Consider the following 22,571-nt stretch of genomic DNA (forward strand, 5'->3'; position numbering starts at 1 on the left):
TTTTCCATGTCTGATTCCAATACACCGACTGAAAACCTCGTGCGCCGCACCCCTTGGCCCGAGACAATTTCGCGCGCGGTTGTCACGCCACTCCAGCCTTCGGTGGTCTATGCCTCTCCCTCACCAGACCGGTTGGACGACCAATACGAAGGCCGCGCCAAAGGCTATACCTACGCCCGCGAAGGCCACCCGAACGCCGATGTTTTAGCGCAAAAAATCGACATGATGGAAGGCGTGAGCGGCGGCATTATCACGAGTTCAGGAATGTCTGCGGTTTCGGCAGTGCTGCTGGGCCTATTGCAAAGTGGCGATCATGTGGTCGCTGCGGATCAGCTTTATGGGCGTTCCATGCGGATGTTGACGCAAGATATGCCACGTTTTGGGGTCACCGCGACGTTGGCCGATCCCACAAATGTTGCCGCGATGCGCAAGGCCGTGACGCCCGCGACGAAAATGATCCTTGTTGAGGTTGTCTCGAATCCAACGTTGCGGATTGCCGATATGCAAGGGATTGCCGCCCTCGCGCAAGAGATTGGCGCGCTTTTGGTGGTCGACAATACCTTTACAACGCCGCGCGCATATCGCCCGTTTGAGCATGGTGCGGATGTGGTTGTTCATTCGGTGACTAAGCTTTTGGCGGGGCACTCGGATGTCACTCTTGGTTATGCCGTCGCCCGCGATCCCGCTTTGCAGAAGAAGATTTACGACACGTCTGTTACTTTCGGTTTTACGGCGAGCCCCTTTGATTGTTGGTTGGCGGAGCGGGGCCTTTATTCGTTCAACCTGCGTTTTGACCGCGCCCAAGAAAACGCCCGTGCGCTTGCGGATCACCTTGCGACCCTGCCAAATGTGAAACGAGTTCTTTATCCTACACGACAGGACCATCCCGACCATAATCGCGCCACTGCAATCCTTGGGGAATATGGCTCAAACATGGTGAGTTTCGAGATCGAGGGCGGGCGAGCTGCGGCGAATGCCATGACTCTAGCGGCCCCAAACATCGCATTTGCGCCCACTCTTGGCGATATCGGCACAACCCTCTCGCACCCCGCCAGCTCGTCCCATCGGGCGCTGACGCCAGAGGCGCGGGCGGCCCTCGGTATGAGTGAAGGGTTCTTTCGCGTGTCAGTTGGTGTTGAGGATATTCGCGTTCTTATTGACGAATTCACAACGGCCATTCATGCGGCGGCACAGGTCAATTGAGGCGGCGTGGATCACTGTCGTCGACGACAAAAAGGTCAAAATCCACACTCGGGCACAGGGACTGAATTTCGCGCATCACCAAATCGGGATTTGGAAGCTTCGGACATAGCGCACGAAAACGGCCTTTGTATTTATATTGCTCAAGTATGACAGCCAAATCAAGGGCATCAAACCCCTGTCCCAGAAGTGGGGTCAGGATAATATCGGGTTCAAAGGACTCAAGTAACCGCTGCGACATTTCGTCGAAACTTACGTAATGCAGACTCGGATCATCCGGCAAACTGCGTCCAGCAGAAAGCCAAGCAGCAGCGTCCCCGACAATCAATGTTACGGGTTCTTTTTCGTTATTGGAGATGTCAGAGCTATCTCGTGTCACATTCTTAACTTACTGAGGTTGGCACCGTAATGCATGGAAATTCACTCGCTTAAATTGCCGTTTGTCACAATTAGTTCATTGATTAACAAGAAGTATAAGCAAAACTTTCAACAGGTAAATCGCATAATCGGTGTCGTTAGATTTACTTTTAACAAAATTTGAAGCATCGTTGCAACAACGAGACCGCAGGACCCAAAAATGACAGACCAAAATTCCGCAGCTCTTCTCGCCGGCATACCTCTCCCAGCGGTTCTAATTGACACCCAACATATAGCGCGTGTTATCAACCCACTGGCAGTCGAACTCTTTGGAGCGGGGCTGGAAGGGAGGCATTATATTACCGCGTTGCGTCAACCTATCTTACTCGATTGCGTTGAAAGGTGTAGGGAAAATACACGTGAAACGCGCGCCAAATTCGTCAAGACCACGACCACGCACGAGACTATTTTCGAGGTCGTTTGTCGGCCCGTTGAAATGACCGAGGGGCAGGGTGTCCTCCTGACATTTCAAGACATTTCTTCGTTTGAGGAAGCGGGTCAAATGCGCCGCGATTTTGTTGCCAATGTGTCGCACGAGTTGAGAACTCCGCTCACAGCCCTCGCAGGGTTCATAGAAACATTACGAGGATCGGCAAAGAACGATTCGGTGGCACGCGAGCGTTTCCTTGGCATTATGGATCAAGAAGCGGCCCGCATGAATCGCCTTGTGCGGGATCTTCTGTCGCTTTCTCGCGTGGAATCCCAAGAGCGAATCCGACCTGACGTGCAGCTCGATATTGCTTCCGTCATCGAAGCCGTCATTGTGGCGCTGCGTCCCTTAGCGGAGGCCTCCGACGTAAGGGTTGCTTTCGACATGCCGACAGAGCCGATTCACCTGACGGGGGACAGTGATCAACTCCAGCAGGTGTTTAGCAATCTGATCGAAAACAGCATTAAATATGGCAAAAAGGGCGGTGTGGTCACGATTACTCTAGCCTGCGTTGGGTTTGAACCAAGCCTACGTTGCCCCGCCGTCCTTGCGACCGTGAGCGACGAAGGCGACGGGATTAAAAGCCACCATTTGCCACGGCTGACCGAGCGTTTTTACCGTGTTGATGGCCATCGTAGTCGCGAATTGGGGGGGACGGGGCTTGGACTTGCGATTGTTAAACACATCGTGAATCGCCATCGCGGGCGTCTGAGGATTCAAAGTGACGAGGGAAAAGGCAGCCAATTCATCGTTATTTTGCCCATTTCTTAGAGAAACACGCCAAAGATCGGCACATGTCATAAAACTGTTACGTCTATGTCACAAAACCATTAACGAGCGCTCTTAAACAGCGCGTTGAGGGTCTTGCACAAGGAAGGCCCATAACTGACATTTAGGAGTTCCCATGTCATTTGTGAAATTCAGCGTATCTGCTTTGGCACTTGCTGCCGCCTCGACATCTGCTTCTGCTCGCGACCAAGTTCAGGTTGCTGGTTCCTCCACAGTTTTGCCCTACGCTGCAATCGTGGCTGAAGCCTTTGGTGAAAACACAGACTTCCCAACACCTGTTGTTGAATCTGGTGGTTCTTCTGCTGGCCTCAAAAAATTCTGCCAAGGCCTTGGCGAAGACACAATCGACGTTGCAAACGCTAGCCGCAAGATCAAGGACGCCGAGATCAAAGCCTGCGCCGAAGCTGGTGTAACGGACATCATCGAAGTGCGTATCGGCTATGACGGTATCGTTTTCGCTTCTGACATCGATGGGGAAACCTTCGAATTTACCCCTGCAGATTGGTACAACGCTCTGTCCGACACCATCTTGGTTGACGGCGCAATGGTTGCGAACCCAAACACGACTTGGACAGACGTAAACGCGGCTTTCCCCGCGCAAAAACTCGCAGCCTTCATCCCAGGTACAAAGCACGGTACCCGCGAAGTCTTTGAGGAAAAAGTGATCCTTGCAGGCTGTGAAGAAACAGGCGCATTTGAGGTTCTCAAAGCTGCCAACGGCGACGACAAAAAAGCCGCTGAAAAAGCTTGTATGGCGATCCGTACCGACGGTGTGTCCGTAGACATTGACGGTGATTACACCGAGACCCTCGCACGCATCGAAAGCAACAAAGACGGCATCGGCGTGTTCGGCCTCGCATTCTACGAAAACAACACAGACAAGCTGCAAGTTGCAACAATGTCCGGCGTTGCCCCTTCAACAGAAACCATCTCGACTGGCGAATACCCCGTGTCGCGTCCTTTGTACTTCTACATCAAAAAAGCGCACATCGGCGTAATCCCTGGCCTCAAAGAATACGCTGAATTCTTCGTATCCGACGAGATCGCGGGCTCCGACGGCCCCCTCTCCGAGTACGGTCTTGTTGCCGATCCTGATCTTGCTACAACTCAAGAATTGATCGCCACTGAAGGCACATTGGGGATGTAATCCCCTTAGGAGCTGCCCAATCGTGGGCGGCTCCTTTCTTATTTGACGGAATGAATATGCCGGTATTTTGGATAATCATCACGATCCTTGCGCTCTCGGCCCTTGGCTACATGTTGGGGCGTAAACGCGCCCTCGCGTCCGCCAACGGGAGTTCAAAGCTCCTCCATTCGCTCCCGATCTATTACGGGAGTTTCGCAGCAGGCACGGCGTTTCTCTCGGGGATTTTTGTTTTGCTGGCTTGGCTTTTCCTCCAGCCATTCTTTGTCGAAAACGCAGTTAAATCCTCCCTAGAAACTCAACTCCTTGATGCGGGTGCCGCGAGCAGCTTGGTCCTAAGCGACGTGCACCGCATAGCGGACGGGCTTGATTCAGCCGTTGCACGCGGCGTGTTGGATTGGGAGGCGTCGCATACGCTTTCTGGCACACCAGAGGCGCTCAAGGACACACTCGGATCATACGGCGTGGCCGTTGGGCAAGCGGTCGAACCCGCGATCCTTGAAGCCGCACAAGAGATGCGCAAGCTAAGTGCAACCGGCCGGTTTTGGTTGTCTCTCGCGAGCATTGGAGCGACCATTGCGGGGCTGCTTTATGCACTCGGGAAGATCACCAAGGATTTCCGCGCCCGCAACCGCGTAGAAGCCGCCATCAAACTGATGTTGATTTTTTCAGCCTCCATCGCGATCTTCACCACGGCGGGCATCGTGCTTTCCATGTTGTTTGAAACCCGCAATTTCTTCTTTCAGTACCCGTTCGTTCAGTTCTTCTTTGGAACCAACTGGGCACCGAATTTTCGGGGGGACAGCGACCTTGGTATCCTGCCGCTCCTCTGGGGCACGCTCTATATCAGCTTCATCGCGCTCCTTTTCGCGGTGCCCGTCGGGTTGTTCGCCGCAATCTATATGTCCGAATATGCAGGCCCTAAAACCCGCGCCATTGCCAAACCTCTGATCGAAGTTCTCGCGGGTATTCCGACGATTGTTTACGGCCTGTTTGCTCTGGTGACAGTTGGCCCGATGTTGCGGGATCATTTCGCGCAACCTTTGGGTCTTGGTGAAAGCAGTGCGTCGGTGATGACGGCGGGCCTTGTGATGGGGATCATGCTTATTCCCTTCGTGAGTTCCTTGTCCGATGACATCATCAACGCGGTACCTCAAACCATGCGCGATGCCTCGCTTGGCCTCGGCGCCACAAAGTCCGAAACCATCCGCCAAGTTGTGGTGCCAGCAGCGCTTCCGGGCATTGTCGGCGCGGTTTTGCTCGCGGCCAGTCGCGCCATTGGCGAAACCATGATCGTGGTGATGGGGGCAGGGGCCGCGGCCCGCTTGTCGCTCAATCCCTTTGAGGCCATGACAACCGTCACCGTTAAAATCGTTAGCCAATTGACCGGCGACACCGACTTTGCCAGCCCAGAAACGCTCGTCGCTTTTGCGCTTGGCCTTACCCTCTTTACCATCACGTTGGGGCTGAATGTTATCGCCCTCTATATCGTGCGCAAATATCGGGAACAGTACGAATGAGCGATTTTTCAACCAACCCTCCATCGGCCTCGCTGTATGTGCAAACCGACCGCGTAAAAAAGCGCAACGCGGCTGAAAAACGGTTTCGCTATTACGGAATGGCAGCGATCAGTGTGGGTCTACTTGCCCTCATCATTTTGGTCACCTCGATTGTGAGCAACGGCGCGGGCGCATTTCGCCAGACCTTTATCACGTTGAATGTGGACCTTCTCGAAAGCAAACTCGACAAATCCGGCGTGCGCGATTTGGAGGTGATGAAAAAAGCCTCAACGATCACCTACGCGCCACTCCTGACCACAGCCTTGCTGGAAAAACTGGCAGCAGCAGGCGTCACCGATCTGTCTAAAAAAGAAGCAAGCGGGATGATTTCCAAAGAAGCCCCCGCGCAAGTGCGCAATATGGTGTTGAGCAACCCAAACCTCATAGGCCAAACCATCACAATCAACGTTTTGGCAGATGGTCGGGTCGATGGCTATTACAAGGACCGCGTGTCGCTAGAAAGCGCGGCCTTAGATCAAAACGTCACGCCGGAACAACTCCTCGCCGCAGATGCTTTGAAAAAATCTGGCGATATAGTAACCCGTTTCAATTGGGGCTTCATCACAGCCCCCGACGCCTCAGACCAGCGCCCCGAAGCGGCAGGCCTTGGCGTCGCGATCTTGGGAAGCCTTTATATGATGGGGGTTGTGTTGCTTTTGGCTCTGCCAATTGGGGTCACGGCCAGTATCTATCTGGAAGAATTCGCGCCGAAAAACCGCTGGACCGACCTTATTGAGGTCAACATCAGCAACCTCGCTGCGGTCCCCTCGATTGTGTTCGGTATCCTTGGACTGGCGATTTTCATTAACTTCGCGGGCCTGCCGCAGTCGGCACCAATCGTCGGCGGCTTGGTCCTGACATTGATGACGCTTCCCACGATCATCATCTCGACCCGCGCCAGCCTGAAATCCGTACCGCCAAGCATCCGCGACGCGGCCTTGGGGGTCGGCGCCAGTAAGATGCAAGCCGTCTTCCACCACGTGTTGCCTCTAGCCGCACCCGGCATTCTGACGGGTACGATTATTGGCCTTGCGCAAGCCCTTGGCGAAACCGCGCCCTTGTTACTCATCGGGATGGTGGCTTTTGTGCGGGAATTCCCGGGTGCGCCGCCGGAAGGCCTGTTTGATCCCGCTTCGGCGCTTCCCGTGCAGGTCTATAATTGGACACAACGGGCCGATCCGGCCTTCTTTGAGCGGGCTTCTGGCGCGATTATCGTGCTGTTGTTAATGCTGATTGTGATAAACGCAGGGGCAGTTATGTTGCGCCGCCGCTTTGAACGCCGCTGGTAGAGAGGGCGCAAAAATGAATGATATGAGAATGATGGAGAGAGTCGTGAGTGATCAAAAAACCAAGATTTCTGCGGCAAATGTGCAGGTCTATTACGGAGAGACTCAAGCGCTTAAGGACGTAAACGTCGAGATCTCTGCCCAAACCGTTACGGCCTTTATTGGACCGTCGGGGTGTGGAAAATCCACCTTCCTGCGCTGTTTGAACCGCATGAACGACACGATTGATATTTGTCGGGTGGAAGGCAAAATCTTGCTGGACAATGAAGACATCTATGACGCAAAAGTGGACCCCGTTCAGTTGCGGGCCAAGGTCGGCATGGTGTTTCAAAAGCCAAATCCCTTCCCGAAATCGATCTATGACAATGTGGCCTATGGCCCGAAAATTCACGGGATGGCCGCGAACAAAACCGAGCTTGACCAGATTGTCGAAGACAGCCTGCGCAAAGCCGCGCTTTGGGAAGAGGTCAAAGACCGTCTTCTCGCCCCCGGAACGGGCCTTTCGGGCGGCCAGCAACAACGTTTGTGCATCGCCCGCGCCATCGCGACCAGCCCAGAAGTGCTCCTGATGGACGAACCTTGTTCGGCGCTTGATCCCATTGCAACCGCGCAGGTTGAGGAACTCATCGACGAATTGCGCTCCAATTTTTCTGTGGTTATCGTGACGCACTCCATGCAACAAGCCGCCCGTGTGAGCCAGAAAACAGCGTTTTTCCACCTTGGAAACCTCGTTGAATTTGGCGCGACTGACAGTATTTTCACCAACCCCGTTGATCCCCGTACGGAGGCCTATATTTCGGGCCGGATCGGTTAGGAGACCCCCCATGCAAGAACAACACATCGTATCCTCGTTCGACCGTGATCTTGAAAGCATTCAAGCACTTATCATGAAAATGGGCGGCCTTGTTGAGGTGGCCATTTCCGATGCAACCAGAGCATTGGAAGACCGTGACGAGGAGCTCGCACAGCAAGTGCGACACCGCGATAAAGCCATTGACGCCCTCGAAGATCAGGTAAATTCCGAAGCGGCGCGTGTAATTGCGTTGCGCTCGCCCACGGCAACGGACCTGCGCACGGTTCTGACAGTGATGAAACTCGCGGGGAACCTTGAGCGGGTCGGGGACTATGCCAAAAACCTTGGAAAACGTACGTCGTCCCTCGTTCAAATGCCCGATATTGACGGCGCATCCGGCGCAATCCGGCGCATGGGGCGTGAAGTGGAACACATGCTGCGCGATGCTTTGGATGCCTTCGTTCAGCGCGACGTCGCAATGGCCGAAGATGTGCGGCGCCGCGATCAAGAAGTTGACCAAATGTACAACGCTCTGTTTCGCGAATTCCTCACCTTCATGATGGAAGACCCGCGCAATATCACCGCCTGCATGCACCTGCATTTTATTGCCAAAAACATCGAGCGCATGGGCGACCACACCACGTCAATTGCGGAACAAGTCATCTATCTTGTGACGGGTGAATTGCCGGCAGAAGAGCGTACCAAAGGATTGATGCCATCCTATAGCGTTGATTTGTAAAGGATAAACAGAATGTCCGCAGACAAACCCTCCATCCTCGTTGTCGAAGATGAACCAGCACAGCGCGAGGTCCTCGTGTATAACCTCGAAGCCGAAGGTTACGAAGTCTTTAAGGCCGTAAACGGGGAAGAAGCGCTCCTGATGGTACGCGAAGAAAATCCCGATTTGGTGCTGCTTGATTGGATGTTGCCGAATGTGTCTGGCATTGAAATTTGCCGCCGTCTTAAGGCGCGAGCCGAAACCCGTGATGTGCCCGTCATTATGCTTTCTGCGCGCAGCGAAGAAGTTGACCGTGTGCGGGGATTGGAAAATGGCGCCGATGATTACGTTGTGAAACCCTATTCGGTGGCCGAACTGATGGCCCGCGTGCGCAACAATCTGCGGCGCACACGCCCCGCCGCAGTTGGGCAAACGCTAGAGTTTGAAAACGTTGTGCTCAATAGTGAAAGCCACAAGGTTTTCCGCGCCGGTCAAGAGTTGAAGCTTGGTCCGACAGAGTTTCGCTTGTTGGTGACCTTCATGGAAAAACCGGGTCGGGTTTACAGCCGCGAGCAGCTTTTGGATCGGGTTTGGGGGCGCGATATCTATGTTGATACGCGCACGGTTGACGTTCATATTGGGCGCCTGCGCAAGGCATTGAGCATCAAAGGTTCGGAAGATTTAATCCGAACCGTGCGCGGTGCAGGCTATGCATTGGGATAACGCATTAGGGCAGGGCGCTTAAGGAGCGGCCTGCGTTAACACTGCTTTCGCAAGGCTGGTAAGGGGAAGCTCGCGTTCAACGGCCCCGATAGACTTCGCAACTTTAGGCATTCCATAAACCACACAACTTTCTTGATCTTGGCCATAGGTACGCGATCCGGTCTGCCGCATTTCGAGCAGACCATCAGCGCCATCCTGCCCCATGCCTGTCAAAATAACTCCCGTTGCGCGTTTGCCAATATTTGTAGCCAGAGAGCGGAAAAGCACGTCCACGGAGGGGCGATGCCGTGACACAAGGCCACCTTCATTCAAAGAAACGATCATTTCCTTTGAATTCACAGGGTTGTACATAATTTCCATGTGATGAGACCCAGGCGCGAGGAGGGCGAGGCCGTTTCGCAGAACGTCTCCCTGCTTGGCTTCACGCACGTCCATGGGGGCGTATTTGTTGAGGCGCTTCGCAAATGGCCCTGTAAAAACCTCGGGCATATGTTGCACAATGACAATCGGCGGGCAATTGGACGGCATCCCTCCTAAAAGTGTTTTAAGTGCCTCTGGGCCACCTGTCGAGGACCCGATGCCAAGGACCGATAGAGAGTTTTCAACACGTTTTACTTCAATTGGATCAAGCGCGTAGCTTTTAATGATGCTCGGGCTTTGAGCTATATTTAGAGATCTTATTTGCAACTTTGCCAATGCTGCTCCGCGCACGGTGTCACATATCTGCATTTGTAAATCGGCCGCGTGACGCCCATTGCCCACCAATCCTTTTTCAATCACCCCCACAGCACCCATTTCTAAGGCTTGCATCAGTAAATCGGATCCTTTTGTGACAATTGTTGAACACATCACGACGGGAATCGGCCGGTGGGCCATCAGGCGGCGCAGAAACTCAAGACCGTCCATTTTTGGCATTTCAACATCCAAAGTAATGACGTCTGGCTGTAAACTATCAACCATTTGTTTGGCCTCGAAGGCATCCTTCGCACAACCAACCACCTCAAGGCGTCTGTCTTTTGATAGGATCATTTCAATTGCTTTGCGAAAAAAGGCGCTGTCATCAACAATTAGGACTCGGTATTTGGGAAGGGAAATATTCATTTTATCTATTCTTTTATAAAAATTGCTGGCCCAACACGCCTGGTACCAATGGTTTCAATCGAAAGAACTTCAGTGTGTCCAATCATCAGTATTCCGCCGGGACGTAGGCGTGAAAGTACGTGGTTAAAAACGCGCTGCTGGTCGTCCTTGTTGAAATATAACAAGACGTTACGCAGGAGAGATAGATCAAATTGTAGTGTGCTAAACAACGGCGGAGTCAATAAATTATGCGCAACGAAACTGGCGGACTCCAGAAGTGGCGAAGCAATACGAAACCTTTGGTTTTCTATGCTATTCCGTTGCAAATATTTTGACCGATACTGTATCGGAAGGCCGCTGATTTCCTCCGCACTGAAAATTGCGGCTCTTGCGCGCGCGAGAATGGTCTTGGAAATATCAGTTCCAACGAGGTTTGCACAATAAGGAACGCCCGCATCCTCCTGAAACTGCGCGATTTCTATTGCTGTACTCCAAAGTTCGGATCCCAACGAGCACGCGGCACTCCAAACATTGAGACAAGAGGCGGGTTTACCATCGGTGAGCCCGTTTAGTCCCCCATTCCGGAGCCATTTAAAATGTCCCGGTTCGCGGAAAAAGTCCGTGGTATGCGTTACGAGGCTCTCCATTAACGCGTGCTCTTCAACTTGATCGTCCTGAACGCGTCTGATGTAACCTTCAAAACTTTCGTCCCGATAAACACGCATCCGTCTGCGCACGCGCAGCGTTAGGAAGTCAACTTGATCAGGCGTGATCCGGTTTCCAGACAAGCGTTCGGCAATCTCGATAAAGATTGCGGCGTGCTTCTGGGACAGCGGTGTTTGCGCAAAGCTGCGCCTTTGTACAACATTCATTCTTAGGTCCAGCAATTAGGTTACGTCCGTACTCGCGGCGTGCAGCTTGGTGGCCTTAGGAGTGAACGAATTTCGCAAACGATTGGTAAATGGCCATTTCCTTTATTGTCTCAATTTTGCATATTTTTTAAGGGATGTGGCATCGCCTTGATTAAATTGACCTAATTCGGCGGGTGAGCATTATGAAAAGGAAAACTCATTGTCGCAGTCAAGTTGAGTCGTCCGGTTTTTTATAGCGCGTCCGCAGCTTTCCTGCGGTGTGAGCGATGCTTGAAGTGCGACTCTTGTTAGGCCGTAGGGTAGGGGCTTCATCGCATTTCTTCCAACATCTTTTCGCGGAAGACTTCAGCTGGTGTCTTCCAGCCGAGGCATTTGCGGGGTGTGCTATTCAGGCGGTCACTGATTTCTTTGATGTCGTGATCCGTCAATCTTCGGATGTCCCGTTTGCGGGGCAACCAACGTCTAGCCCTTCGATTAGTGTTCTCGACGGTGCCTTTCTGCCACGGTGAAGAGGGGTCACAGAACCAGGTCAGCGTGCCAATTTCAGCTTGCAGATGTGGCCATGAAACAAACTCAGTGCCACGATCAAAAGTAATGGATCTGCGCGCTACATGGGGCAAGTCTTTGATTGCCTTCATGATTTTCCCCATGACCGGCTTAGTGCGCCTATTTGGGTTCTTTAAGATCAGTGTGAAGCGGCTCACGCGTTCAACTAGAGTTGTGACATTTGTCTGTCCAAGCGTTTGTTTGAACAACATTAAATCTGCCTCCCAGTGGCCAAACTGACGCCGGTGAGCAACATCATCCGGCCTGAACAAGATACTGACATCGCGATGGAACTTAGGTGGCTGGCGTTTGCGCGCACGGCGTGGTTTTCGCGACATGCGATGCGTCGGCAGATACCACCACAATTCTTGGTTCATGCCGTCTTTGGAATAGATGTAGCGGTAAATCGTTTCCTGACAGACCCTTAGCGGCGCTTTCTCGAGGATCATCCGATTGCCAATTTGCTCGGGTGTCCAACCGTTCTTAAGCTGTCTAATTACGCTGTCGCACAAGCTCGGATGTTTAATTAGCTTGCGCTGCCTTGCGCGCCTATCTGCCGTCTTCGTATGAGCCGCTTCACCATAGTATCCAGCGTATTTGGGCAAGCTTTCATCTGAGAAGTGATTGCGTCTCAATTCTCTGTAAATTGTTGATCGACAACGCTTCAGCACACGCGCCATCTCATCAACAGGGACTTTTGTGTGCTTCCAGCGTTCAATTCTGCGGCGCTCTGTGATACTAAGCTGTGTATAAGTCGTTCCCATACCGATTCCTCCTGTCAGATAACATACTGTTTTCTAACAAGAGTCGCAGTTGGAGGTAGCGCGCACCCGGCCACATCCACAAAGCGCATAATTGGTATTATGTTAAATAAGCATGCGATCTAATGCGCTCCGTTTTAATAAAACGTGTCTTTCATGTTAGAAGCGCCTACCATGTAATTGCAACTCGACCAAACCAAACAGATAGCCGACAATTGATTGGGGTTCTTTCAATTTCTCAATATAAGTTTCATTATGGGACTGAAAAAAAGGTTTGTAACTATGACATCTATTCTAATTCTTAACGGACCGAACCTAAATCTTCTGGGCACCCGCCAGCCAGAAGTCTACGGAAGTGAAACGCTCTCGGACGTTGAGAAAATGTGTAAAACCCACGGGCAAGCGCTTGATATCGATATCTCGTGCCTTCAATCCAACCATGAAGGTGCCCTTATTGATGCGCTCCATGCCGCCAAATCCAAATTTAAAGGCGTTGTATTGAACGCTGGCGCTTACACCCACACATCCGTCGCCCTTATGGATGCCATCGCATCGGTTAGCCTGCCCGTGATCGAAGTGCATCTGTCAAACATTCACGCCCGTGAAACATTTCGGCATAAATCCTTCATTGCCCCTGTGGCGTTGGGCCAGATTTGCGGTTTTGGCTCTCACGGATACATCCTTGCGATTGATGCTCTTGTTAAGCATTTGGCGGGTTCTACTGCATGAATTCTTATCTCGAAAGTCTCATAGAAGCCCAAACACTTGATGACCTTTGGGAGCTCCATGTCGCCCGAATTTCCGAATTTGGCTTTGGGAGAATGTTGTATGGATTTACGCGCGTTTGGGGCGATAACCGATTTGGCAATCCAGATGACATAGTGGTTTTGAGCAACCACCCCGAAGCCTACACCAACGGGTTTATTTTCGAGGAGCACTATGCTCGCTCGCCGATCGCGCAATGGGCTTTGCAACATTCCGGCCCAATCAGTTGGAGTCGTGCCCAAATCCCGACCGGCCAAAGTCCTTTGACGAAGGAACAGCAAGAAGCCCTTGATTTCAATAAAGAACATAACATTTTTGCGGGATATACGATTAGCTTTCCGAGCGACCGTTCTCGTGAAAAATCCGCTATGATTTTGACGGCGGACGTGGGCGTAACACAGGAAGAAGTTGACGCACTTTGGGAGACGCATGGCCGCACTATCAATGCGCTTTGTACCATTTTTCACCTAAAGGCCCAAAGCCTGCCGCACAGCTATTCGCGCAATCTGTTGACCAAAAGACAAAGAGAAGTTTTGGAATGGGTCGGCGACGGGAAAACCACGCAAGACATTGCAACCATCATGGGTCTCAAGCCTGAGACTATAGAAAAACACCTCCGTTTAGCTCGTGAAGCGCTTGAGGTAGAAACAACAACACAGGCTGTTTTGAAAGCATCTTTTCAAAAGCAGATTTTTGTTGTACCAAACTAACATGTCTTAAAGTTAGATTAGTATGGTTTTCCATACTTTAAAACAGTCGCCAAACAGGCGATTAATGGTTTGTTCCGTGAGTGAAGTCTTTTTTGGCTAGGAGCAATTGGTCGGTCATACCTGCAATTACAGGATATGACCGACTATCTCGGGAAACCGAATTGCATGTCTTTGAGCGTATAGTCCGCAAAGAGTAGCTGCGACGTGCCTGGTTCTATCCCCAATTGGGCCAGTCTTGACGGAAAGAACAGTGTGGTCCTGCCCGGACTTGCACTGTTTTTTTGTTTCTAACACCCAGCCCTGTGTGAAACTACAACGCAAAACGCCGACCCACATTTGGACCGGCGCTTCAAACTTTAGTGGGGACGCCCCCTGCCCTAGACCTTAGCCTTTGACCGTTTTCATAACTTCTGCTGCGAAATCTTCTTCGACTTTTTCGATGCCTTCGCCAACAGCGAGACGTACAAAGCCAAGGATTTCAACGCCAGCTTCTTTTGCTGCGGCTTCAACAGTGAGGTCTGGATTCACAACGAAGCTTTGACCCAAGAGTGTAACTTCACCCATGAATTTCGCCATCCGGCCAACGATCATCTTTTCGATCACTTGCTCAGGCTTGCCACTTTCGCGGGCTTGCTCGACCAAAATCGCTTTTTCGCGTGCAACGAAGGCTGGGTCTAGATCAGCTTCGCCCAAAGATGCGGGGCTTGCGGCCGCTACGTGCATAGCAACCTGCTTGCCGAACGCTTCATTCTCGCCGCTCAACGCAACCAAAACACCGATGCTGCCCATGTTCGGGGCTGCAGCGTTATGGACGTAGGACACGACAGATGCGCCTTCAACAACAGACATGCGACGCACGTTCATGTTTTCGCCAATGGTCGCGACTTTGTCTTGGACAACTTCGCTGACGGGTTTGCCGTTCAATTCGGCCGCATTCAACGCATCAACGTCATTTACAGTCAGGGCAACAGTCGCAATGCTCGCAACCATTGCTTGGAAGTCTGCGTTTTTGGAAACGAAATCTGTCTCAGAGTTCACTTCGACAGCAACGCCTTTGCCACCGGAAACTGCGACGACAACAAGGCCCTCAGCAGCCGTACGGCCAGATTTCTTTGCAGCTTTCGCCAAACCTTTGGTGCGAAGCCAATCAACAGCGGCCTCCATAGCACCATCTGTTTCGACGAGCGCTTTTTTCGCGTCCATCATGCCTGCGCCCGTGGAGTCGCGCAGCTCTTTAACCATTGCAGCAGTGATCGCCATATCGGCTCTCCTAAAAAATGTGTTATATAGGAGAACGCGCCAGAAATATGGCGCGTTCTATGTCAATTCAATGACAGTTGAAAAGAAAGTCTGCGGGCTTACGCCTCAACAGCAACTTCCTCAACGAGAGCTTCTTCCAACTCGCCCAAATCAACGCCAGCAGCGCCCATTTGTGCTGTCATACCGTCCAAAGCTGCGCGCGCAACAAGGTCAGTATAAAGCGCGATAGCGCGTGCCGCGTCATCGTTGCCTGGAATGATATAGTCGATACCGTCTGGTGAGCAGTTGGAGTCAACGATCGCAACAACTGGGATACCCAATTTGTTTGCTTCCGCGATGGCCAATTGCTCTTTGTTGACGTCGATAACGAAAAGCAGATCAGGAACACCGCCCATTTCGCGGATCCCACCAAGGCTTGCTTGGAGTTTGCCTTGCTGACGTTCCATGCCAAGACGCTCTTTTTTGGTGAGGCCTTCGCCGCCATTTTCGAGTTTCTCGTCAAAGGTTTTCAGACGGCTGATTGACGCGGACACTGTTTTCCAGTTTGTCAGCGTGCCACCAAGCCAGCGGTGATTCATGAAGTATTGCGCACATTTTTCTGCAGCTTCAGCAACAGGCTTTTGAGCCTGACGTTTTGTGCCAACAAAAAGAACACGACCGCCTTTAGCAGTAGTATCGCGCACAACTTGAAGCGCCTGGTCCAACATAGGAACAGTTTGCGTCAGGTCGAGAATGTGAATGCCGTTACGCGCACCATAGATGTAGGGACCCATCCGTGGGTTCCAACGAGGAGTTTGGTGGCCAAAGTGAACGCCAGCTTCAAGAAGCTGCCGCATGGTAAAATCAGGTAGCGCCATGCTATAAATCCTTTCCGGTTTATCCTGAGCGAAACCATTGAGGGCGTGTGCCCAACCGGTGGACTGTACGGGATTTCTCCCCGCACGGCCCTAGTTTCGCCTGTGAAGTAGCGCGCATTTAGCCCACCTTTCCTGAGTCTGCAAGTCCCCGAGGCCTATTTTCCCGTTTTAAGCAGGTGGATGCGCAAAATAAGCGAGAATTACGCCGAATAGGTCTATTCAACACGTCTTGCACTTTTATCGTCTTCACGCGACAAAGTGTTATGAACGCACCTTCCAAAACACCCGAAATTCTTACGATTGGTTCCGTCCTTTGGGATGTGATCGGCCGCGCGGCCTCGCATATGCGTATGGGCTCGGACGTTCCGGGCCGCATTACGCGCCTTCCGGGCGGGGTTGCGATGAATATCGCCATGACCCTAACACGGTTTGGCCAAACACCCGCGCTCCTTACGGCCATTGGCGAAGACAGCCAAGGGAGCGAACTTATGGAATCTGCGCGTCAACTCGGGATCAATACCGACTATGTCTATCGCTCCGCCGACCTGCCCACAGACCGCTATATGGCGATTGAGGGGGCGAACGGGTTGATCGCAGCCATTGCCGACGCACATTCGCTCGAAGCGGCGGGGGACAAAATTCTGCGGCCTTTAAGCGACGGGCGTTTGGGCAGCATGGAGTCTCCTTATACAGGCTCCATTGCACTTGATGGTAACCTCACGCGCACCTTGCTTGAAAATATCGCCACCAGCGCGCTTTTTGCTCAAGCGGACCTGCGCGTTGCTCCCGCCAGCCCGGGTAAGGCCGATCGCCTACACCCGTTCCTCAACCATACCCGCGCCACTCTCTATGTGAACCTCGAAGAAGCGGGGCTTTTGTGCCAACACAGCTTTGATACCGCCGAACTTGCCGCCAAGGGCTTGCTTGCGCGCGGTGCGCGTCGGGTTTTGGTAACCGATGGTGGCAAACAGGCCTGTGATGGCAGCGCCGAGGGTCTGGTGACGGCCTGCCCGCCCGAAGTCCTCGTGACGCGGGTGACGGGCGCGGGCGATACCTTTATGGCCGCCCATATCGTGCGCGAATCCCGTGGTGCCCCGCGGGAGGACGCGCTAAAAGCCGCTCTTCAAGCTGCCGCAATTTATGTTTCCGGAGGAACACCCCTATGAGCCTACCTATTGTCCTTGCCCCCGATGTTGCCGCCGCCCGCAAAGCCGGTGCGCCAATTGTTGCGTTGGAAAGCACGATTATCACCCACGGGATGCCCTATCCGCAAAACATCGAAACCGCGCGTCTGGTTGAGGATTGTGTCCGCGAAAACGGTGCAACCCCCGCGACAATCGCGGTGATGAACGGCAAGCTGCATATCGGCCTAACCGACGCGGAACTCACCGAATTGGCCACCGCCAAGAACGTCGCCAAAGTCTCGCGCGCGGATATAGCGGTGGTGCTTGCGAATGGCGGTTATGGCGCAACGACGGTTGCCGCCACGATGATCGCCGCCAACCTCGCGGGCATCAGCGTTTTCGCAACTGGCGGCATCGGTGGTGTCCACAAGGGCGCGGAATTGACCTTTGATATCTCCGCTGACCTTCGAGAATTGTCCGAAACGGCCGTAACCGTGGTTGCCGCGGGGGCCAAGGCCATTCTTGATCTTGAGAAAACCTACGAAGTGCTTGAAACCCTTGGTGTTCCTGTGATCGCCGTCGGTCAAGATACCCTGCCCGCGTTCTGGTCCAGAACCTCGCATATGACAGCGCCCCTGCGGATGGATTCCGCCGCCGAAATCGCCCGCGCCCAGAAAATGCGCACTTTGATGGGCCTTCCGGGGGGCAGTTGATCGCCAATCCCATCCCCGCAGAATCCGAAATCGCCGCCGAGGTTTTGGCGCCCGTAATCGCGCAAGCACTTGCTGAGGCCAATGAACAAGGCATTTCCGCCAAAGAAGTTACCCCGTTCCTTTTGGGCCGCATCTTTGAGTTGACGGAGGGCAAGTCGCTTGTGGCAAATATCGCGCTTGTGCTCAACAATGCGCGCCTTGCGGCTGAAATATCTGTTGAAATGGCGAAAACTTAGGCACTTCGTATTTAGAACTGAAAACCAACACTTTTGCAGCGGGCCTCTCTTGTGAGAGGGCCTGCGAGGCTTTACATATTGCCTAAACAAAGGACATGCGTCGATGCAAGACCAAGATCACGATCCGGCGGGCAAGCCGCGCAAACGCGGTGCATTTGCCAGAACGCGCGCTAACTTCCTGACCGGAGTGGTCGTGGTTGCCCCAATCGCCGTAACACTTTGGTTGATCTGGACGGTTATCGGATGGATCGATGGCTGGGTTTTGCCTTTTGTTCCAAATAGTTGGGTGCCTGACTTCAACCTCGGCAATTATGTCAACTGGAATGCACCAGCGCTTGATCAGCCCTATCCCACGGGCGAAAATACTAAGTTCCCGGGCTTTGGCGTCGTCATTTTCTTAGTCTTTACGGTCGTTGTTGGATGGCTAACCAAAGGCTTGTTGGGGCGCACGCTTTTACACTGGGGCGAGCGGATCGTTGATCGTATGCCCGTGGTAAGGTCGGTCTATAACGGTTTGAAACAAATAGCAGAAACGGTTTTTGCCCAAACCGATACCAGCTTTGAACATTCCTGTCTTATTGAGTATCCCCGCAAGGGTATCTGGGCGATTGGCTTTATCTCGACCCAAGCCAAAGGCGAAATTCGCGCCCGCGTTCCCGACCAAGATTCTGTTACGTCGGTTTTCCTTCCGACCACGCCAAACCCGACATCGGGCTATTTGTTATTCGTGCCAACGGCCGATGTGATTGTTTTGGACATGACGGTTGAGGATGCGGCGAAACTTGTGATCTCGGCAGGGCTTGTGTACCCGAGCGACACGGCAAAGCAGCTCGCTAAGGCAAAGAAATCCGACGCCCCTGTTCAGGCTGAATTAAAAGACTAAAGCGCCGTCCAACCGCCGTCGATGCTCAACGTGGTGCCCGTCATCTGGCTTGCGGCATCCGAACAGAGGAACACGGCGGTGACGCCAATCTGTTCGGTCGTGGCAAACTCACCACTAGGTTGACGCGCCAACATGACATCCTGAATGACCGTTTCGCGATCCATATTATGGGTGGCCATTTGATCGGGAATTTGCGCTTCGATGATCGGGGTTAGCACATACCCGGGACAAATCGCATTACAGGTGATCTGTTCGCGCGCGGTCTCAAGCCCTGTGGTCTTGGTCAAGCCAACAACTCCGTGTTTCGCCGCGACGTAGGCCGATTTATACGGCGAGGCCGTTAACCCATGCGCCGAAGCGATGTTAATTATGCGTCCCCACCCTGCGGCCCGCATGATCGGTAAGGCCATTGCAGTGGTGTGAAAAGCCGAGCTGAGATTGATCGCGATGATCGCGTCCCACTTATCCATCGGGAAAGTATCAATCGAGGCGACATGCTGAATACCCGCGTTATTCACGAGAATATCGCATTTACCCGCTTTGGTGATCAAGTCGCGGCACTCTTGGGCTTTTGACATATCCGCAGCGATGTAGCGGACGTTAACCTTGTAGCGCCGCGCCAATGCGTCGGCGAGTTCATGGTCTTCGGGGCGATCCGTGAAAGAGTTGAGCACAATATCCGCGCCCGCCGCCGCCAGAGAATCAGCAACCCCCAGACCGATTCCCGAATTTGATCCTGTGATAACAGCGGTTTTTCCAGAAAGTAGCATGCGGTCTCCTTGGGATGATTTTTAAGAAACCTAATTGCTGCAACTGCGAAATGCACGTAAGAAATTAAGGTATATGGGGCGTTTTTCCGCCGACAAAAAAATTAACCTTTGCCGAAATTAAGACCAAAAAAAAACGCCAGCACGAAGCTGGCGTTAAGTTATTGAGGCAGGTTTCATACAGGCAAGAAACCTATCGAGCAGTAAGTACTTTATACGCAATTCTTCGCCGCCTTCCAAGCTAAAAGTTTGAAATACCTACAAAGCCTGCGTAATGTCGGCCACATATAACAAAGGGCAGAAGGGGATTGTTGCCAGAATGAAACCAGATATTTTCCAAATAACGAGGCAATCGATCTGTGCACTCGGTATCGTTCTTGCGGCAGGAGTCGCACATGCCGAGCCCAAGCACGGCTTGTCCATGTATGGTGAGCCCGCGCTACCACATGATTTTGTGTCCCTCCCCTACGTGAACCCCGATGCGCCCAAGGGCGGGCGGATCGTTTTGGGCGAGAGTGGCAGCTTCACCAGCCTCAACCCGCACATGCAAAAATCTCAAGTTCCGTGGATGTTAAGATTTTATGGGTATGAGAGCCTGATGGGCCGCTCCTACGACGAACCCTTTACTCTTTACGGACTTTTGGCCGAATCAGTGGAGACCAGCCCCGACCGCGACTGGGTGGAATTCACCCTGCGCCCCGAGGCAAAATTCGCCGATGGCACTCCCGTTACGGTTGAAGATGTGATCTGGTCCTATGAGACATTGGGCACAATTGGACATCCTCGATATTTGGGCGCGTGGAGCAAAGTTGACAAGATCGAAGCGACGGGCGAGCGGACCGTGCGCCTGACCTTCAACATCGACGATCGCGAGTTGGCTTTGATAATGGGCATGCGGCCGATTCTCAAGAAAGCGCAATGGGACGGGCAGGAATTCAACCAAGGCGGCTTTGATATTATCCCGATCACAACCGCGCCCTATCAAATCGGCGATTTTGACGCTGGAAAATACGTCACCTTGGTCCGTAACCCCGATTACTGGGGCAAGGATCTGCCGTTTATGAAGGGCAAAGCCAACCTTGATGAAATCCGCATGGAGTTTTACCTTGATGGTTCGGTAATGTTTGAGGCTTTCAAAGCCGGTTTGCTAACGAGTTTCCGCGAAGGCAATTCCGCCAAATGGGACACCCAATATGGCTTTGACGCGGTCACCCGTGGCGACATCACCAAATCCGAAATTCCACACCAACGGCCCACAGGGATCGAGGGCTTTGTGATGAACACCCGCAATCCCTTGTTTGAGGATTGGCGCGTGCGCGAGGCCTTGATTTCGCTTTATAATTTCGAGGCGATCAACGACACAATCACGGGCGGCGCTTTACCGCGCATCACTTCGTATTTCTCGAACTCGCCTTTGGGCATGCTTGCAGGCCCCGCAGAAGGGCGCGTTGCCGAATTGCTCGCGCCTTTTGCCGACACCCTCAAACCCGGAACGTTGGAGGGCTATACCCTGCCCGTTTCCGACGGCACGCTCACCAATCGCAAAGGCATTCGTCGTGCCGTGGCCCTGTTTAAAGAGGCGGGTTGGGAGATCAAAGACCATGTGATGCAAAACGCCGAAGGCACCCCCTTTGCGTTTGAAATCCTTGTGAATACAGGCGCGGACGAGAACCTTCGCATGGGCAATATGTTCGTTGAGTCCCTTGTTCCACTGGGGATTGACGCCACGCTTACCCGCATAGACTCACCGCAACTTAAGGAACGCACACAGGTCTATGATTTTGAAATGGCCTATTACCAAGTTGGCCTGTCGCTCTCTCCTGGTAACGAGCAAATGCTGTATTGGGGCCACGAAGGCATTGAAAATCCCGGCACCCGCAACTGGATGGGGATGAATGAGCCCGCCGCCGAAGCGATGATTGATGTGATGCTCACCGCCGAGTCTCAGGATGAGTTTCAAGCCGCCGTGCGCGCCTTGGATCGCGTGTTGATTTCTGGCCGCTATGTCATTCCATTTGCGTATTCTAACATCGCACGTATTGCCCATGACAGCAGCCTCAAGTATCCAGAGCATGTGCCAATCTATGGCGACTGGATTATGTATCACCCGGATGTGTGGTGGTCAGAGGAGACAAAATGACAAAGTTCCTATTTATCATCGCGGCCTGTGCAAGTTTGGCCGCCTGCGCAACGGTTGACGGCGTCGGCCAAGATATCTCTACGGGTGCGCGCAAAGTCAGCAACCTGTAAACGTCTAGAGATGAACGACAAGAGGCGGCCTTCGGGCGGCCTTTTTTGTTGTGCGCAAGGTTAGGTGAGCGAGGTGACCCAAAGGATGGCGGCGTCCTCCGGCGAGACCGAAATTACATTATGGCCCATTGTTCCGTCGTAATACGCACTGTCTCCGCGACGTAATTCAACAGGTTCGTAAAACTCGGTATAGAGCTTCACCACCCCCGTAATCACATAGAGAAACTCCTCGCCATCATGGCGCACCCAGCCGTCAAATTCCTCGATACTGCGGGCGCGGATTTGGGCCCGATAGGGCAGCATTTTCTTCTGGGTCAGGGTCCCCGCGAGCAGTTCATGCTCATAAGTAGCGGTCAAATGCGCCTCGCCACTGCCCGCTTTTGTTACCGCCATCCGCCCGTTCACTTGCGCCTTTGAAGGGGCGGTAAACAGTTGCGGCACCGAAATCTCCAAACCTTCTGCCAGTTTTTTGAGCGCCTCATAGGTTGGCGACATTTGCCCGTTTTCGATTTTCGAAAGGGTTGAACGCGCAAGGCCCGCCTGTTTGGCCGCCTGTTCCAACGTCCAGTTGCGAGATTTGCGCAACTCGCGCACTCTATTACCAAGGTTGAGCGGCTCGCCGAGCGCTTCTTCGCCATTTTCGCGGGCAATCCGCACGATGCTTGTTTGGTTTGGGTCCATAACCACC

The 22,571-nt window shown here is 52.9% G+C and carries 22 protein-coding genes and 1 pseudogene; 15 read left to right on the forward strand and 8 right to left on the reverse strand.

The window, feature by feature from the left end:
• The first annotated feature begins 6 nt into the window (after positions 1-6).
• Positions 7-1,203: a trans-sulfuration enzyme family protein gene (locus RC74_RS16640; RefSeq protein ID WP_039003407.1), complete on the forward strand. Its 1,197-nt coding sequence runs from the start codon at positions 7-9 to the stop codon at positions 1,201-1,203.
• Here RC74_RS16640 and RC74_RS16645 read toward each other — a convergent pair.
• Positions 1,196-1,579 (reverse strand): hypothetical protein, encoded by a 384-nt coding sequence (locus RC74_RS16645; protein ID WP_156477504.1) that lies wholly within the window; start codon positions 1,577-1,579, stop codon positions 1,196-1,198. The genes RC74_RS16640 and RC74_RS16645 overlap by 8 nt on opposite strands.
• A gap of 198 nt (positions 1,580-1,777) precedes the next feature.
• Between RC74_RS16645 and RC74_RS16650 the strand changes: the two genes are divergently transcribed.
• From RC74_RS16650 to phoB, 7 genes are all read left to right on the forward strand, one after another.
• A complete protein-coding gene (locus tag RC74_RS16650; RefSeq protein WP_039003405.1) occupies positions 1,778-2,818 on the forward strand; it encodes an ATP-binding protein in 1,041 nt (346 codons plus the stop codon).
• A gap of 133 nt (positions 2,819-2,951) precedes the next feature.
• Positions 2,952-3,983 carry a substrate-binding domain-containing protein gene (locus RC74_RS16655; protein ID WP_039003404.1) on the forward strand — a complete coding sequence of 344 codons (1,032 nt, stop codon included), beginning with the start codon at positions 2,952-2,954 and terminating at the stop codon, positions 3,981-3,983.
• A gap of 56 nt (positions 3,984-4,039) precedes the next feature.
• Entirely contained in the window at positions 4,040-5,500 is a 1,461-nt protein-coding gene (pstC, locus tag RC74_RS16660) for a phosphate ABC transporter permease subunit PstC (protein ID WP_039003403.1), read from the forward strand.
• Positions 5,497-6,828 carry a phosphate ABC transporter permease PstA gene (pstA, locus tag RC74_RS16665; protein ID WP_039003402.1) on the forward strand — a complete coding sequence of 444 codons (1,332 nt, stop codon included), beginning with the start codon at positions 5,497-5,499 and terminating at the stop codon, positions 6,826-6,828. Before pstC ends, pstA begins: the two co-directional genes overlap by 4 nt.
• A 13-nt stretch (positions 6,829-6,841) precedes the next feature.
• Entirely contained in the window at positions 6,842-7,639 is a 798-nt protein-coding gene (gene pstB, locus RC74_RS16670) for a phosphate ABC transporter ATP-binding protein PstB (RefSeq protein WP_039003401.1), read from the forward strand.
• A gap of 10 nt (positions 7,640-7,649) precedes the next feature.
• A complete protein-coding gene (gene phoU / locus RC74_RS16675; RefSeq protein WP_039003400.1) occupies positions 7,650-8,357 on the forward strand; it encodes a phosphate signaling complex protein PhoU in 708 nt (235 codons plus the stop codon).
• Between the two features lie 12 nt (positions 8,358-8,369).
• On the forward strand, positions 8,370-9,059 hold the full coding sequence (gene phoB, locus RC74_RS16680; RefSeq protein WP_039003399.1) for a phosphate regulon transcriptional regulator PhoB: 690 nt from the start codon (positions 8,370-8,372) through the stop codon (positions 9,057-9,059).
• A gap of 18 nt (positions 9,060-9,077) precedes the next feature.
• Here phoB and RC74_RS16685 read toward each other — a convergent pair whose 3' ends face one another.
• The 3 genes from RC74_RS16685 to RC74_RS16695 form a co-directional block, all read right to left on the reverse strand.
• On the reverse strand, positions 9,078-10,160 hold the full coding sequence (locus RC74_RS16685; RefSeq protein ID WP_039003398.1) for a protein-glutamate methylesterase/protein-glutamine glutaminase: 1,083 nt from the start codon (positions 10,158-10,160) through the stop codon (positions 9,078-9,080).
• Between the two features lie 5 nt (positions 10,161-10,165).
• Positions 10,166-11,011 (reverse strand): CheR family methyltransferase, encoded by an 846-nt coding sequence (locus tag RC74_RS16690; RefSeq protein ID WP_039003397.1) that lies wholly within the window; start codon positions 11,009-11,011, stop codon positions 10,166-10,168.
• 308 nt (positions 11,012-11,319) lie between these two features.
• On the reverse strand, positions 11,320-12,321 hold the full coding sequence (locus RC74_RS16695) for an IS30 family transposase (protein WP_062628295.1): 1,002 nt from the start codon (positions 12,319-12,321) through the stop codon (positions 11,320-11,322).
• Positions 12,322-12,600: 279 nt separating this feature from the next.
• On the opposite strand from RC74_RS16695, the gene aroQ reads away from it, so the two are divergent.
• Positions 12,601-13,047: a type II 3-dehydroquinate dehydratase gene (gene aroQ, locus RC74_RS16700; RefSeq protein WP_039003570.1), complete on the forward strand. Its 447-nt coding sequence runs from the start codon at positions 12,601-12,603 to the stop codon at positions 13,045-13,047.
• Positions 13,044-13,793: a LuxR family transcriptional regulator gene (locus tag RC74_RS16705; protein ID WP_039003569.1), complete on the forward strand. Its 750-nt coding sequence runs from the start codon at positions 13,044-13,046 to the stop codon at positions 13,791-13,793. Before aroQ ends, RC74_RS16705 begins: the two co-directional genes overlap by 4 nt.
• A 384-nt stretch (positions 13,794-14,177) precedes the next feature.
• On the opposite strand, the gene tsf is transcribed toward RC74_RS16705, so the two are convergent.
• Together tsf and rpsB are read right to left on the reverse strand one after the other, a co-directional pair.
• Positions 14,178-15,053 (reverse strand): translation elongation factor Ts, encoded by an 876-nt coding sequence (gene tsf, locus RC74_RS16710; protein ID WP_039003568.1) that lies wholly within the window; start codon positions 15,051-15,053, stop codon positions 14,178-14,180.
• 98 nt (positions 15,054-15,151) lie between these two features.
• On the reverse strand, positions 15,152-15,910 hold the full coding sequence (rpsB, locus tag RC74_RS16715; RefSeq protein ID WP_039003567.1) for a 30S ribosomal protein S2: 759 nt from the start codon (positions 15,908-15,910) through the stop codon (positions 15,152-15,154).
• Between the two features lie 263 nt (positions 15,911-16,173).
• Here rpsB and RC74_RS16720 point away from each other — a divergent pair, with 263 nt between their 5' ends.
• The 3 genes and pseudogenes from RC74_RS16720 to RC74_RS16730 all read left to right on the forward strand — a co-directional run bounded on the left by RC74_RS16720 (position 16,174) and on the right by RC74_RS16730 (position 18,866).
• Positions 16,174-17,076: a PfkB family carbohydrate kinase gene (locus RC74_RS16720; protein ID WP_039003566.1), complete on the forward strand. Its 903-nt coding sequence runs from the start codon at positions 16,174-16,176 to the stop codon at positions 17,074-17,076.
• Positions 17,073-17,983 (forward strand): annotated as a pseudogene (locus tag RC74_RS16725) (pseudouridine-5'-phosphate glycosidase). Before RC74_RS16720 ends, RC74_RS16725 begins: the two are co-directional and overlap by 4 nt.
• A gap of 103 nt (positions 17,984-18,086) precedes the next feature.
• Positions 18,087-18,866, forward strand: coding sequence for a DUF502 domain-containing protein (locus tag RC74_RS16730; RefSeq protein WP_039003565.1), 780 nt, complete (start codon positions 18,087-18,089; stop codon positions 18,864-18,866).
• Here RC74_RS16730 and RC74_RS16735 read toward each other — a convergent pair.
• Positions 18,863-19,636: a 3-hydroxybutyrate dehydrogenase gene (locus RC74_RS16735; RefSeq protein WP_039003564.1), complete on the reverse strand. Its 774-nt coding sequence runs from the start codon at positions 19,634-19,636 to the stop codon at positions 18,863-18,865. The genes RC74_RS16730 and RC74_RS16735 overlap by 4 nt on opposite strands.
• Positions 19,637-19,952: 316 nt before the next feature.
• On the opposite strand from RC74_RS16735, the gene RC74_RS16740 reads away from it, so the two are divergent.
• Together RC74_RS16740 and RC74_RS16745 are read left to right on the forward strand one after the other, a co-directional pair.
• Positions 19,953-21,773 carry an extracellular solute-binding protein gene (locus RC74_RS16740; protein WP_039003587.1) on the forward strand — a complete coding sequence of 607 codons (1,821 nt, stop codon included), beginning with the start codon at positions 19,953-19,955 and terminating at the stop codon, positions 21,771-21,773.
• On the forward strand, positions 21,770-21,883 hold the full coding sequence (locus RC74_RS16745) for a hypothetical protein (protein WP_062628328.1): 114 nt from the start codon (positions 21,770-21,772) through the stop codon (positions 21,881-21,883). The genes RC74_RS16740 and RC74_RS16745 overlap by 4 nt, the downstream gene beginning before the upstream one ends.
• A 60-nt stretch (positions 21,884-21,943) precedes the next feature.
• Here RC74_RS16745 and RC74_RS16750 read toward each other — a convergent pair whose 3' ends face one another.
• Positions 21,944-22,564 carry a helix-turn-helix domain-containing protein gene (locus RC74_RS16750; RefSeq protein ID WP_039003563.1) on the reverse strand — a complete coding sequence of 207 codons (621 nt, stop codon included), beginning with the start codon at positions 22,562-22,564 and terminating at the stop codon, positions 21,944-21,946.
• Between the last annotated feature and the right edge of the window lie 7 nt (positions 22,565-22,571).

The organism is Falsihalocynthiibacter arcticus (assembly GCF_000812665.2).
GTDB lineage: Bacteria > Pseudomonadota > Alphaproteobacteria > Rhodobacterales > Rhodobacteraceae > Falsihalocynthiibacter > Falsihalocynthiibacter arcticus.